12 protein-coding genes are annotated in these 11,565 nt (G+C 42.9%); 7 read left to right on the forward strand and 5 right to left on the reverse strand.

The features are described from left to right. Window positions 1-4: 4 nt before the first annotated feature. Entirely contained in the window at window positions 5-580 is a 576-nt protein-coding gene (locus tag DBR43_RS28150) for a TerD family protein (protein ID WP_124586664.1), read from the reverse strand. Window positions 581-666: 86 nt separating this feature from the next. Here DBR43_RS28150 and DBR43_RS28155 point away from each other — a divergent pair, with 86 nt between their 5' ends. Next, window positions 667-1,392 carry a class I SAM-dependent methyltransferase gene (locus tag DBR43_RS28155; protein ID WP_233603248.1) on the forward strand — a complete coding sequence of 242 codons (726 nt, stop codon included), beginning with the start codon at window positions 667-669 and terminating at the stop codon, window positions 1,390-1,392. 4 nt (window positions 1,393-1,396) lie between these two features. Beyond that, a complete protein-coding gene (locus tag DBR43_RS28160; RefSeq protein WP_124586666.1) occupies window positions 1,397-2,602 on the forward strand; it encodes an MFS transporter in 1,206 nt (401 codons plus the stop codon). Window positions 2,603-2,608: 6 nt separating this feature from the next. Here the strand turns inward: DBR43_RS28160 and DBR43_RS28165 are convergent, their stop codons facing one another. Both DBR43_RS28165 and DBR43_RS28170 read right to left on the reverse strand, forming a co-directional pair. Then, on the reverse strand, window positions 2,609-2,947 hold the full coding sequence (locus DBR43_RS28165; RefSeq protein ID WP_124586667.1) for a cupin domain-containing protein: 339 nt from the start codon (window positions 2,945-2,947) through the stop codon (window positions 2,609-2,611). Between the two features lie 79 nt (window positions 2,948-3,026). Beyond that, window positions 3,027-3,596: a porin family protein gene (locus DBR43_RS28170; protein ID WP_124586668.1), complete on the reverse strand. Its 570-nt coding sequence runs from the start codon at window positions 3,594-3,596 to the stop codon at window positions 3,027-3,029. A 650-nt stretch (window positions 3,597-4,246) separates the two neighbouring features. Between DBR43_RS28170 and DBR43_RS28175 the strand changes: the two genes are divergently transcribed. Then, window positions 4,247-4,993 (forward strand): LytR/AlgR family response regulator transcription factor, encoded by a 747-nt coding sequence (locus DBR43_RS28175; protein ID WP_124586669.1) that lies wholly within the window; start codon window positions 4,247-4,249, stop codon window positions 4,991-4,993. 22 nt (window positions 4,994-5,015) lie between these two features. On the opposite strand, the gene DBR43_RS33080 is transcribed toward DBR43_RS28175, so the two are convergent. Next, window positions 5,016-5,186 carry a hypothetical protein gene (locus DBR43_RS33080; RefSeq protein WP_158622618.1) on the reverse strand — a complete coding sequence of 57 codons (171 nt, stop codon included), beginning with the start codon at window positions 5,184-5,186 and terminating at the stop codon, window positions 5,016-5,018. An 81-nt stretch (window positions 5,187-5,267) separates the two neighbouring features. On the opposite strand from DBR43_RS33080, the gene DBR43_RS28180 reads away from it, so the two are divergent. Continuing rightward, window positions 5,268-6,362 (forward strand): sensor histidine kinase, encoded by a 1,095-nt coding sequence (locus DBR43_RS28180; RefSeq protein ID WP_124586670.1) that lies wholly within the window; start codon window positions 5,268-5,270, stop codon window positions 6,360-6,362. Here the strand turns inward: DBR43_RS28180 and DBR43_RS28185 are convergent. Continuing rightward, window positions 6,336-9,140 carry a lantibiotic dehydratase gene (locus tag DBR43_RS28185; protein WP_124586671.1) on the reverse strand — a complete coding sequence of 935 codons (2,805 nt, stop codon included), beginning with the start codon at window positions 9,138-9,140 and terminating at the stop codon, window positions 6,336-6,338. The two genes, DBR43_RS28180 and DBR43_RS28185, sit on opposite strands and share 27 nt — an antisense overlap. A 378-nt stretch (window positions 9,141-9,518) precedes the next feature. On the opposite strand from DBR43_RS28185, the gene DBR43_RS28190 reads away from it, so the two are divergent. From DBR43_RS28190 to DBR43_RS28200, 3 genes are all read left to right on the forward strand, one after another. Next, complete coding sequence (locus tag DBR43_RS28190; protein ID WP_124586672.1) at window positions 9,519-10,310, forward strand: murein L,D-transpeptidase catalytic domain family protein; 792 nt, start codon at window positions 9,519-9,521, stop codon at window positions 10,308-10,310. A 104-nt stretch (window positions 10,311-10,414) separates the two neighbouring features. Next, a complete protein-coding gene (locus tag DBR43_RS28195) occupies window positions 10,415-10,999 on the forward strand; it encodes a Crp/Fnr family transcriptional regulator (protein ID WP_124586673.1) in 585 nt (194 codons plus the stop codon). Window positions 11,000-11,107: 108 nt separating this feature from the next. Then, complete coding sequence (locus DBR43_RS28200; RefSeq protein WP_124586674.1) at window positions 11,108-11,554, forward strand: carboxymuconolactone decarboxylase family protein; 447 nt, start codon at window positions 11,108-11,110, stop codon at window positions 11,552-11,554. Window positions 11,555-11,565: the final 11 nt, after the last annotated feature.

Genomic DNA, 11,565 nt, shown 5'->3' on the forward strand with positions numbered 1-11,565 from the left:
TGATTTATTTAATGATGTCTCCTGTATAATATTTGGCCAGGAAAAAAGCAAGGTCTTCTTTATATCCCCTGCCTGAAGCCTCGAATTTCCAGCTGCCGTTTCTTTTATAAAGGCGGCCGAATTCAATCGCAGTTTCAATAGAGAAATCTTCATCCAGCTCGTATTTGGCCACCTCTTCCCCCGTGGTATCGTCTACGATCCTGATATAGGAGCTCCTCACCTGTCCAAAGTTTTGTCTTCTGATTTGCGCTTCATGAATGGTCACTACAAACAACAGTTCCTGAATGCGGTCGTCTACCAGGGAAAGGTCTACTTTCAGGATCTCATCATCGCCGGTCGCACTGTTTCCTCCTGTGGGGTCATCTCCTGTATGAAAGAGCGCTCCATCCGGAGATTTATCATTTCCATAGAAAACGAAGAATTCTTCTGCCGGGATCATCCTGTTCGCATCGACCATGAATGCCGAAGCATCAAGGTCAAAGTCATGCCCTGTTCCATCATTAGGGTCCCATCCCAGTCCCACACTGATCTTTGATAAACCAATATTGATTTTTTCGCCTTTACGTAAGTTAATTGCCATGTTTTCTTGATTTGAACTTTTTAAAGTTAGTAGGTTTTGCGGGAATGGCAATTCTATTTTTTTATCTTGGCACAAATTTTACAAGTGTGAGCGCAAAAGACTACTCAGCGAAAGCTACCAATCAGGAAATAGAAAGCAGATTTGATCAGGATGTGGAACGTTTTTCCAATTTGGATACCGGCCAGCTGACCACGCTTGATGCGCCCTTAACTATGGAACTGTGTACTGATGCCGCGAAATATGTGAATCCTGAAGCGAAAGAGCTGCTGGATATCGGATGTGGCGCGGGCAACTATACCCTGAAGATGCTGAGTAAAATTCCAAACCTGAACTGCAGCTTAAATGACCTGAGTTTGCCCATGCTGGAAAGAGCAAAGGAAAGGGTAAGTGCGGAAACACAGGGAACGGTGACCACCATTCAGCTGGACATGAGGCTGCTGGAGCTGGAGGCGCAGAAGTACGACATTGTCCTTGCAGCGGCAACCCTGCATCACCTGCGTGGAGATGAAGAATGGAAACAGCTGTTTCAGAAGGTTTATGATGCACTGAAACCCGGAGGCTCCTTTTGGATCTCCGACCTGATTGCGCATGATGCCCCTCATTTGAACGCTTTATTCCAGCAGAAATACGGCAGTTATCTGGAGGGCCTCGGCGGAGCGGAATACCGGGAAAAGGTTTTCGATTACATTGCCTATGAAGATACCCCCCGTTCTATCGGTTACCAGCTGAAGCTGATGGAAGAGGTTGGCTTTAAACACGTAGAAGTGTTACACAAAAATCTTTGTTTCGCAGCTTTTGGAGGGGTAAAATAAGCATATGTCTTTACTTCAAACTATTGCCGGGAACTATAAAAGGTCTTTCTCCGGGTTGAGCCGTGAAACCTGGATTCTGAGTATCGTGATGCTCATTAACCGGAGTGGATATATGGCTGTGCCTTTTATGGGCTTATATGTGACCCAATCGCTTCACCGTTCTGCATCTGATGCCGGATTTATCATCACGCTTTTTGGCCTGGGCTCTATCCTAGGTTCGGCAGCTGGTGGTAAGCTGACCGACGTGATCGGCTTCCGGCCTGTTCAGATTTTTTCGGCAATTATTGGCGGTACATTTTTCCTGTTCTTTGCGAGTATCACCCATTTCCATACCCTTTGCGTCCTTGCCGTCGTGATTAGTTTCTTTGCAGAGGCTTTTCGTCCTGCCAATTTTGCGGCGATTGCCGCTTATGCTAAACCGGGGCTGGAAACGAGGTCTTATTCTCTGAACCGTCTGGCCACCAATATCGGATGGGCATTTGGGGTAAGTATGGGCGGATTGATCGCTTCTTATAATTACAGCCTGCTTTTTTATGTGGATGGAATGGTCAGCATTTTTGCAGGATTGAGTATCTTTTTTTTCCTGCCGAAGATAAAGGCTTATAGAAAAACCATCAAAGAAAAGGTGAAAGGGATTGTGGTGCGTAAGCCCTGGGAAGATGGTTTGTTTATCAGGTTTATCCTGTTGAGTATGATCTTTATCATCTGTTTTTTCCTGATGTTCCGGGTAGTTCCGGTTTTCTTTAAAGAGTCCTGGAAGATCAATGAGTTTATGATCGGCCTGATCCTGGGCCTGAACGGGGTAATCATCGCTTTATTTGAAATGGTGATGGTGCACCGGATTGAAGGAAAAAGGTCGCCGGTGTTTTTCATCACTGTTGGGGTGTTGTTTATTGCGGCTTCGTTCCTGGTGCTGATGATTCCATTTGGCTCTCCGATCCTGCTGGGAACTTTATGTATCGTATTTTTTACGGTGGGAGAAATGTTTGCCCTCCCCTTTGTGAACACTTTTGTGATGAGCAGGGCAAACGAGTTTAACAGAGGACAGTATGCTGCAGGTTATATGCTGGTTTGGTCTGTCGCACAGGTAGTGGGACCAACGGCAGGTTTTTACATCGCGGAACATCATGGTTACAACGTCCTTTGGCTGATCTTAACCGCTTTATTACTGGCCTGTGCCTATCTGTATAAATTTATGAAGACGGAGTAGTCGTTTTTATGCGTTCAGAAAATCTTCACGATGTGGTGTAAAAGCATCGATCAGGATTCCCGCTTCTAAACAAACGCAGCCATGGATGGCGTGTGGCGGCACATAAAAGCCATCTCCTTTTCGGATCATTTTCTTTTCTGAGCCAATGGTCATTTCAAATACGCCGCTGTCTACGTAAGTGACCTGGGTATGGTGGTGCTCGTGCAATACGCCAACGGCTCCGGCTTCGAATTTTGCTTTTACCAGCATCACCCGGTCGTCATATCCAAAAACCTGTCTTTTAATGCCATTACCAAGATCTTCCCAGGGCATTTCGCTTTCTATTTGAAACAATTCACTTTGCATGTTGAAATAATTATAGCCAAATATAAAAAAAGGGGCCAATGAATAATCACCGGCCCCATTATTTTGTTAAAAAGAGAAATTAGAAAATTTTGAAACCTACAGATAAGTTATAAATACCTGTTTTTTCCTGTAATCCTTTGTTGATTTTGGTGAATCCTCTCGTGTAACGGGCATCTATGGTTAAGTTTCCGAGGTCCACTCCTGCGTTAATTACACCACCAATATTGAATTTTTTGTAATCAAATGAGGTTGGGGAATTTGGTTTATTCAGGGTATAGCTAAAGTCCGGACCGGCAGATACATGCAGGTTAAAGGCTTCAGTATTGATGATTTTATAACCAACCATCAATGGAATGTTCATTTGTTTGAAGTTAGGCTTATAGGTAGATCCGCTATAGCTGTACTCACTTTTAAATGTCGTGTAATTAATCTCAGGTTGAAAATAAAGGGTTTTTCCGATCCTTGCAAATGCACCGACATTAAATCCCATTTTCCCTTTTTCATTAGAGAGGCCTTTAAAATCAGAATGCAGGTTGGCGAAGTTTGCGCCTGCTTTAATTCCAAAGTTCAATCCCGGCACTTGCGCCTTAACGGAGTTCATACTGAAAATGCTTACGGTAATGATAAGTAGATACTTGATTGTTTTCATTTTGTTGTTCTTTTAAATAATTGATCAATTAATTTTTAATGATTTACAGGTAAGACAACAAAATCAGCACATACCCCTACGTCCCTTTAAAAAAAAATCCCGGATTAGTTCCGGGATTAGGATGATCAGTCTTTTTGAAAAAAGAATGAAATGAATTATTGAAAAGAATTGTTGTTCATTGAAGAAAGGGGAATACTCCCCTTTTGAATTAACAAACTATATGAGAACGCGAGATGTTTTTGTTCAATTACTTTAAGGGCAGTAAATTGAAGAAAAATCCCCGATGCACCTCCATGCATCAGGAATTTTCGTTTTATAGGGGGGATGTCATAAAAGTAGGCAAGATCAATGATACCGCCAATTCTTTTACGTGAATGAAGGGTTTTGCGTGGTGAATAATATGAACTGCATGGTGAATGAAAAATTAACCTTCAAAATCCGTTAAAATCATCCATAACTAGGTGTAAACGCAATAAATCCTTGACTTCTGCATAGAAAATTATAGTTTTATCCCTGAATTTGATTTAACTTTACACATTCTTAATAAAATTCATGAAATAATAAAAAGTATTACGCCAAGGACCTGTTTTGCGTTGTGAATATTTTTAGGTTAGATTTATTAATATTATTCCAATTATAGGAGGAGATCAATGGACAAGAAATTAAACTGCGTAATTATTGACGATGAGAAACACGCTGTAGAACTCCTGGTAGATTACATCAATACGATGCCCAACCTGCAGCTTGTAAAATACTTTACAAATCCTTTGCAGGCTTTGATGGAAATTTCGGCCAATGACCAGATTGATATTGTTTTCATGGATATGGATATGCCGGGGATGTCAGGAATAGATCTTTCAATTGCCATTAGAGACAAGACAAAGTACCTGGTGGTTACTACAGGGCATTCGAAGTATGCTTATGAAGCGTTTGGTGTACAGGCAAATGAATATTTGCTGAAGCCGATTTCCATGAGCAAATTCGCTTTGATGATCAAAAGGCTCCTGAATTCGGAGCTGGCTGTAAAAAATGTGGTTGCAGCAGATGATTTCTTTTTTATCAAGACTGATCAGGTGCAGAAATATACAAAAATCAATATCAGAGACATCATCATGATTGAGGGCTTAAACAATTATGTGAAGATACATACAGTGAATGAGACGCATGTCGCTTATCTGACGATGAAGGAGCTGGAAACGAAGCTGCAGGACAATCCGAACTTTGTCAGGGTACAAAGGTCTTTTATCGTATCTATGAATTACATCACTAAAGTGGAAGGATATACGATTATTCTGAGCAATAAAATGGAGGTGCCATTGGGGACGACTTATAAAAAGCAGTTTTTAGTCTTTCTGGGAGAAAAAACAATGAAATCCAAGCGGAATGTACCCGATTAGATTTCATTGCCTTAAACACTTTCTAGTGTGCTCCATATCCAACTATACCACTGGTATGCGATGTTGCACTGGTATTGGTCGGATCTGTATACGTTTTAAAAGTATCAGTATAGTAAGCTGATTTACCTTTTTTTGATTTGAACACAAATAATGTGCTTTTCTTTAGATTGATTGCTGTTAGTTCCTTTTTCATGTTCTTTTTTTTGAGGAAAATTAAGCAGGATCGCAGGCCCCGGGAAAAGTATTACGTTAACACTGGCTTCTTTTACACGAAATGAAAATAACACCTGATAATTTCAAAGACTTTTTATACCGTTACCGGATCCATTTTATAGGCTGGTTCCTCTTTATATTCTATGAAGTGGTGATTATGGGCGTGATCCGCGGGGTCTTTGCGACGTTTGGAAACTATGCACTTTTTTATACGTTTAACATCAGTTTGTTTTACTTTCATGCCCTTGTGGTGATGCCTGCGGCAAAAATGAAAAGTATTCAGGCACTTTGGAGGCTGCCTTTGTTCATTTCGCTGGAAGTGATCCTGTATATTCCGCTTGTTCTTCATACCGCTGATTTCTTCAACCGTTATGGTACGCTGGAGCTTATTGAACCGATCCAGTTTACCTTTAGGGCACATACCAATGTGGCTTACCGTGCCATTTATTTCATTTTGTTTGCCACGGGCTACGATTATATCCTCAATTACTTCAAGGAAAGAAAACGGGCAGAAGAACAGGAGAAAGAGCGCTTGCTGGTGATCATTGAAAACCAAAGGATTTATTCTGATCTGATTAAGTCGCAGCATGCCCACCTGAAAGCGCAAATCAATCCTCATTTCCTGTTTAATACCTTAAATTTCATTTATACGAATACAAGAAAAACTGCTCCTGAGGCCGCAGAAGCGATTATGGCATTGTCAGAAATGATGAGGTATTCTATTGAAGAGGTGAAGGATCATGCGCAATCCGCCTTGTCCGGAGAATTGGAACAGGTAGAAAACCTGATCAAGCTTCATCAGATTAAGGCAGGTCATGGTTTACATATTTCCCTGAATTACACTGAAGATGTGGAATACATTCAGATCATTCCCCTACTCATTATGACCCTCGTGGAAAATATGTTCAAACATGGGGAACTCAGGCAGGCCGCCCATCCTGCAAGCATTGACATCAGTTGTTCCGGTGGATTGCTGCAGGTCAGTACGAGAAATCTGATTAGCCTGCAGCCTGCACATAGCAGTCACCATATAGGCCTCAGCAACGTAAAGAAGCGGCTGAAGTCTGCTTATGGGAACAAAGCCGCACTTCATACTGCCGTTACTGAGGACCATTATTTTGAGGCCACTTTATCGATCGAGCTTAACCAGGTGTAGATTTTGCTTTTCGAGCTGCAATATTTTATGGAGGAAGCTGTAAATGATCGTTTCATGGGCCCTTGGCTCCGTGGCGAACAACCTGTTGATGTGCATGTGAAAAAGACTGCAAAACAGGGACCTCCGGTTTTCGGGCGTGCTTTCCGCTAAAGTATGGTTAAAGGAACGGATCAGCTCGTTGGGGATGGCATGAAGTACATGATCCAGGCTTCCAAAGGGATATTCTTCCAGGAAAAGGCCCCACTCCCTGTTTACCTTTTTGAACTCCCTGCTGGTCATGCCGTGTTCTTCCTCAAATGATTGCTGAACATTTCGGATAAATACCGCCTGTTCTCCCTGGTTCAGCTCAAGTGTCCCCAGTACTGCTTTCATCAATGCCGTACAATTTGCATATTTAGTAAACAGATCCGGATTGCTATCCAGAAGACTTAAAGCATAATTGCTGTCGGCCGTAAAATGATGCTCTGTCAGCGCCATCTGCGCCGCGCCGTAACGTTCTGTTTCCCGGTGATAGGTCTTCAGCTGAACGTCTGTAATGATCCCATCCGACAAGTCCTCTGCCAGTATTTCCATTAACCTGCTGATGTAAAAATATCCTTCTTCTTCCCGGTTCAGCTGCAGCCTTAACCTGAGGTGCGGAGCCGGATCATTGTACCGGATAAAGAACCAGGTTTTAAAATTCCCGGAATACCTTTCTATGAATTTTCCGATCAGCGAAGTAAGGAGGAAGTCTGTCCGTTCCTCATGACAGTAAATCTCAAAATAGAGCCAGTCTTTCCCCGGAACGATGACCCGTTCGACGTCCTTATGTGCTGCTTTTTTTAGCGGCGTATGTCCGGAATACAATAATTCGCCGTGATTTAGCGTGAGGAGAATCTGACTGAAGTAATTCTTTCCAGATTCATCTCTAAATACTTGATTACTAGCAATAATACATTCACTTATAACGAAATCGTTGTATTGTTTCAGGTAGGATTTAAAGTGAAAAAGATCGGTTTCATTCTCTTTATCGAAGCATAGAGTCTGGTCTCCGTTTCCTGCAGAGAAGTACCGGCCTACCCCCATTTTATCCAGCAGGGAAAGGACTGGCTCCTGCCCCAGATCAGAGGCTTTGATCCTCCATTTTGCCGGGGATAAAACCAGGTTTTTGTATTGGACCCTGGGGTAAAAATCCAGGCCGGGTAAGAGCGACTGGATGTCAAACAAGATCTGAGTCCGGACTCGCTGATGTTGCAAATCACATAGAAAGCGATAAACGGACAGGTCAGACCGGCTGTAGTTATAAGCAGAAGCGAGCCTTGGGACCAGTCTTTTCCCATATTGTGCGGAGAGCAGGATGATTTCTCCGTTTTTTACCGTAACCAGGAGGTCATTTAAAGAGATGGGCTGCCCGCTGCAGGAGTAATTTAGAATGGGAAGTTCGTGGTCATAAATCCCCTTTCTTCGGTTTATATTGTCGACTTTTCCTTCAGCCATGTATGCCAGATCGAAGAAAATCACCTCCGGATTGGCTGCTGATTCTGCGGCCGCAATCTGTTTACAATGTGATTCTACCGCCTCGCTGGCCATGGTAAACCTGCCGGCCAGCGCATTAGCAGTGCAGCCGCCCACTTGTTCCAGTACCACCAGATCATCCGCAAATCTTGCTAAAGCGCTAAAGCTGTTCGCCGGCTTTATCTTGCTGTCTGACTGTTGGTTGTTTTCTATATTTTCCAGTTTAATGACTTGTTTTCCATCTCCCCTGAGCATCTCTTTGAGCAAAGTCCAGGCAAAGGCTCCCGGATGAGCTGCTGCCGGTGCAGCATTGCCAATGGCATCCCTCAGTTCATGCGCTAAATCTGTTGCGGCAGCAGCGCCGGCAAGGTCTCCGTAACCAATTCCCAGCTCCGGATCAAGGACCATCATTAAAGGCAATTCCTGAGATTCAAAGCGTCTTTGGAATTCGCTGGAAAAGGACTTAAGTCCCTGGTTTTCTTGTGCTGAGCTGATCGATGTTAAATGGTCTATACATGCAGGTAAGTGCGCTAAAGCGGCTTTACCGACCCCACCCGAACACACCTTACGCTCCGCGATGAGGTATTGCTCTTCTGTGTCGTTGAGGGCTTGCCCGCTCCGTCCAAAGTAATCCGGTCCGATGATATTGGGGTTGAGGTCTGTGAAAAGCAGTTGTAAATCAAGCATCGCCCTGAGAATTCCTGTCAGTACTTCTTCGGAGACGGCACGGTCAGCAGCGAAATCACATATGGCGGCATACCTTGCTTTCTTACTGCAGAAATCCAGCAATTCTGTGATGAACGTGCTTTTTTCGATTTCAGCCAGTTCAAACACCTGTTCCTGCAGGGAAATGAAGCGGATGTTCCTGGAGGTTGAATAAGTACTTGAATTTGAGAAATAGAGGCGATCTGAGGAGGTTAAGTCCTCGTTTGATATCTGAAGGTCATTGCGGTAAGACCAGTCTTTAAAACGGTGCAAATGCTGCTTACGGGAAAAGACAACTTCCGTTGTTCCGGCTGTTAATTCCGCGACTGCAAAACCGGCAAAGCTGCCATATGGTGTTCCCCGGTATTTGGAGCGGTTGAAATACTTCCATATCGTAAACTGTATTTTCGGATCTAAATCCGTCAGTTCATGGGCTTTAACTGTTTTAATTTTATCGTAGAAGGCACTGGAAGAAAAGCTGATAGCTATTTTTAGCTCTTCCCATACTTCAACTAACTGATCTGTAATGGAGAATGCCGGGATTCTTAAAAGAACGACAGGGCTGATGGTTGTTTTCATACTTACAAATTCCTATAGAATACCAGGAGGAACAAAATCTATTACGCAAACGAGCTGATCTATTACGTGAATTTTTCAGCTGTTTTAAACCTTTTGCCCTTATTTGAGTCCTTATAGCAGCCCGCAAAGGTAAAGCGGATGAAAGCTACTGATGAAAGCAGAAAAAAAACATCATAATTATTAACAGGGACATCGGTTCCGGCAATTTGCCATGACGATAATACACTATTAAGATAGTTAAGTCATAAAAAAGTAATAGCCTACTAAATTTCAATCTAAACATCAATTAATCAATATATTAGCGTTTAAACATCAGGCCTATAGCATAAAAATACATAACTAACAATTCAATTATTCATAGCACTAAACCCAAATTCTATGATGAGATACCTTTTTGGTGGAGCAGGATTAATTACGATGGCGGTTGCCTTCACCATGATAAACCGGGAGCCGGTAACTCCCCAGATTAACCCGGTTGTAATTCCAACTGAAGATAGCCTGTACAACAGGCATGTCAGTAACATTTACCAGTCTGCACACCTTGCCGAAAGCGGGTTAACCCCATTAGTTTTTGAAAAAGCCCTTACCGGTTTTTACAACCTTAAAAAGTCCGGACAGGTGTCTGCCGGCAAGTCCATTTTAACCATTGCAGATTTCGACCAGAACAGCACGAGTAAGCGTCTGTGGATCATCGATCTGGACAAAAAGAAACTCCTGCTGAATACCTGGGTTGCCCATGGCCAGCGTAGTGGAAATGATAAAGCCACCCGCTTTTCTAACCTTAATGATTCCTTTCAAAGCAGTATCGGATTTTACCTGACCGCGGAAATTTACCACGGACAGCATGGTAAATCATTGAGGCTTGATGGAATGGACGAAGGATTCAACTCCAATGCCCGCAAACGTTCCATTGTTGTTCATGGGGCAGATTACGTGAGCCAGGGGACGATCAATGCATTGGGCAGGCTCGGAAGGAGTCAGGGCTGCCCGGCAGTGGCGCCAGAACTGGCAAATACGGTGATCAATACCATTGAAGGAGGAACGGTTTTATTTATCAATGTAACCGATCATTACTATACTTCCAGGTACCTGAATGAACATATTGCCGCGCAATATGCAGCTGCAGACACTGTTGATCATGAGCTGACCCACAATGCTTTGAGTATTTAGAGTTCATTAAATACATCATATTCAGAGGCAGGCTAAATTGTCCTGCCTCTTTTTCATCTTAAAAACAGGAACAATTGTTTATCTTGCTTTCCCAAAGCCTGTTTATGTTCCAGCCAATCTTACAACATATCAATCGGTATGTCCCTCTGAATGAAACTGAAGAAGTCCTCATCGCCGAAAAACTGAAATACCTCCAGCTGAAAAAGAAAGCGCTGATTTTAACAGAGGGAAAGATCTGTTCTGCCAATTATTTCGTGGTAAAAGGTTGTCTGAGGATGTATTTTTTTGACGATAAGGGAGCAGAACAAACCACGCAGTTTGCAATTGAAAACTGGTGGATCAGTGATTATACCAGTCTGGAAAACCGCATTCCTTCCGGATTTCAGATTCAGGCAGTAGAAGTATCAGAGGTCATTGCTTTTGAAAAAAACAGCGAGAAGGAACTTTTTGACAAGGTACCCAAGCTGGAAAGGTATTTTCGCCTGATCCTGCAGCGTGCCTATTCTGCCGTTCAGACCAGGACAAAATTCCTCCATACCCTATCCAGAGAAGCGCAATATCACCAGTTCAACGATGCATTTCCAGAATTCGTTCAAAGGGTGCCCCAGTATATGCTGGCCTCTTACCTTGGCTTTACCCCTGAATTTCTGAGTAAAATCCGCGCCAGGAAGGGAAAGAGAATTTCTTAAACCAGGTTAAGTTTTTTTAAGGCTTTTGATGCCGAAATTTGAACTGAAATTTAAACATCGTATAGCATGAAGCGATCATTGCTTCAGAGAAAAAACAACAATATAGTTATGAAAGATAGAATTGATATTCAAAAGACCAATCCAAAAGCTTATCAGGCGATGTTCGCATTGGAAGGCTTTTTAAACGAAAGTTCCCTTAGTAAATCTCATAAAGAGCTGATCAAGATCAGGGCTTCACAAATCAATGGCTGTGCCTTTTGCCTGGACATGCATACTAAAGATGCCAGGAAACACGGAGAGACTGAACAGCGGATTTATACCCTGAGTGCCTGGAGGGATACCTCATTTTTTACTGAAGAAGAAAAGGCCATTCTTGCTTTAACAGAGGAGGTTACTTTGATTCCTTCAGGGGTATCGGAAGAAACCTATGGCCGTGCTGCTGAATTGTTTACTGACTTGCAGCTCTCTGAAATTATCATGGCAGTGGTAACCATCAATGCCTGGAACAGGATTGCCATCAGTACCCACAGGAAACCCGAACAGGACCGGGTTTAGAAAAAAGAAAG

Source organism: Pedobacter sp. KBW06, from assembly GCF_003852525.1.
GTDB lineage: Bacteria > Bacteroidota > Bacteroidia > Sphingobacteriales > Sphingobacteriaceae > Pedobacter.

What these genes read in the sequence shown, in the direction of transcription:
- DBR43_RS28185 (WP_124586671.1), bottom strand. Translation starts at nt 9,140, where the DNA reads ATGAAAACAACCATCAGCCCTGTCGTTCTTTTAAGAATCCCGGCATTC.
- DBR43_RS28175 (WP_124586669.1), top strand. Translation starts at nt 4,247, where the DNA reads ATGGACAAGAAATTAAACTGCGTAATTATTGACGATGAGAAACACGCT.
- DBR43_RS33080 (WP_158622618.1), bottom strand. Translation starts at nt 5,186, where the DNA reads ATGAAAAAGGAACTAACAGCAATCAATCTAAAGAAAAGCACATTATTT.
- DBR43_RS28190 (WP_124586672.1), top strand. Translation starts at nt 9,519, where the DNA reads ATGATGAGATACCTTTTTGGTGGAGCAGGATTAATTACGATGGCGGTT.
- DBR43_RS28195 (WP_124586673.1), top strand. Translation starts at nt 10,415, where the DNA reads ATGTTCCAGCCAATCTTACAACATATCAATCGGTATGTCCCTCTGAAT.
- DBR43_RS28200 (WP_124586674.1), top strand. Translation starts at nt 11,108, where the DNA reads ATGAAAGATAGAATTGATATTCAAAAGACCAATCCAAAAGCTTATCAG.
- DBR43_RS28180 (WP_124586670.1), top strand. Translation starts at nt 5,268, where the DNA reads ATGAAAATAACACCTGATAATTTCAAAGACTTTTTATACCGTTACCGG.
- DBR43_RS28150 (WP_124586664.1), bottom strand. Translation starts at nt 580, where the DNA reads ATGGCAATTAACTTACGTAAAGGCGAAAAAATCAATATTGGTTTATCA.
- DBR43_RS28165 (WP_124586667.1), bottom strand. Translation starts at nt 2,947, where the DNA reads ATGCAAAGTGAATTGTTTCAAATAGAAAGCGAAATGCCCTGGGAAGAT.
- DBR43_RS28160 (WP_124586666.1), top strand. Translation starts at nt 1,397, where the DNA reads ATGTCTTTACTTCAAACTATTGCCGGGAACTATAAAAGGTCTTTCTCC.
- DBR43_RS28170 (WP_124586668.1), bottom strand. Translation starts at nt 3,596, where the DNA reads ATGAAAACAATCAAGTATCTACTTATCATTACCGTAAGCATTTTCAGT.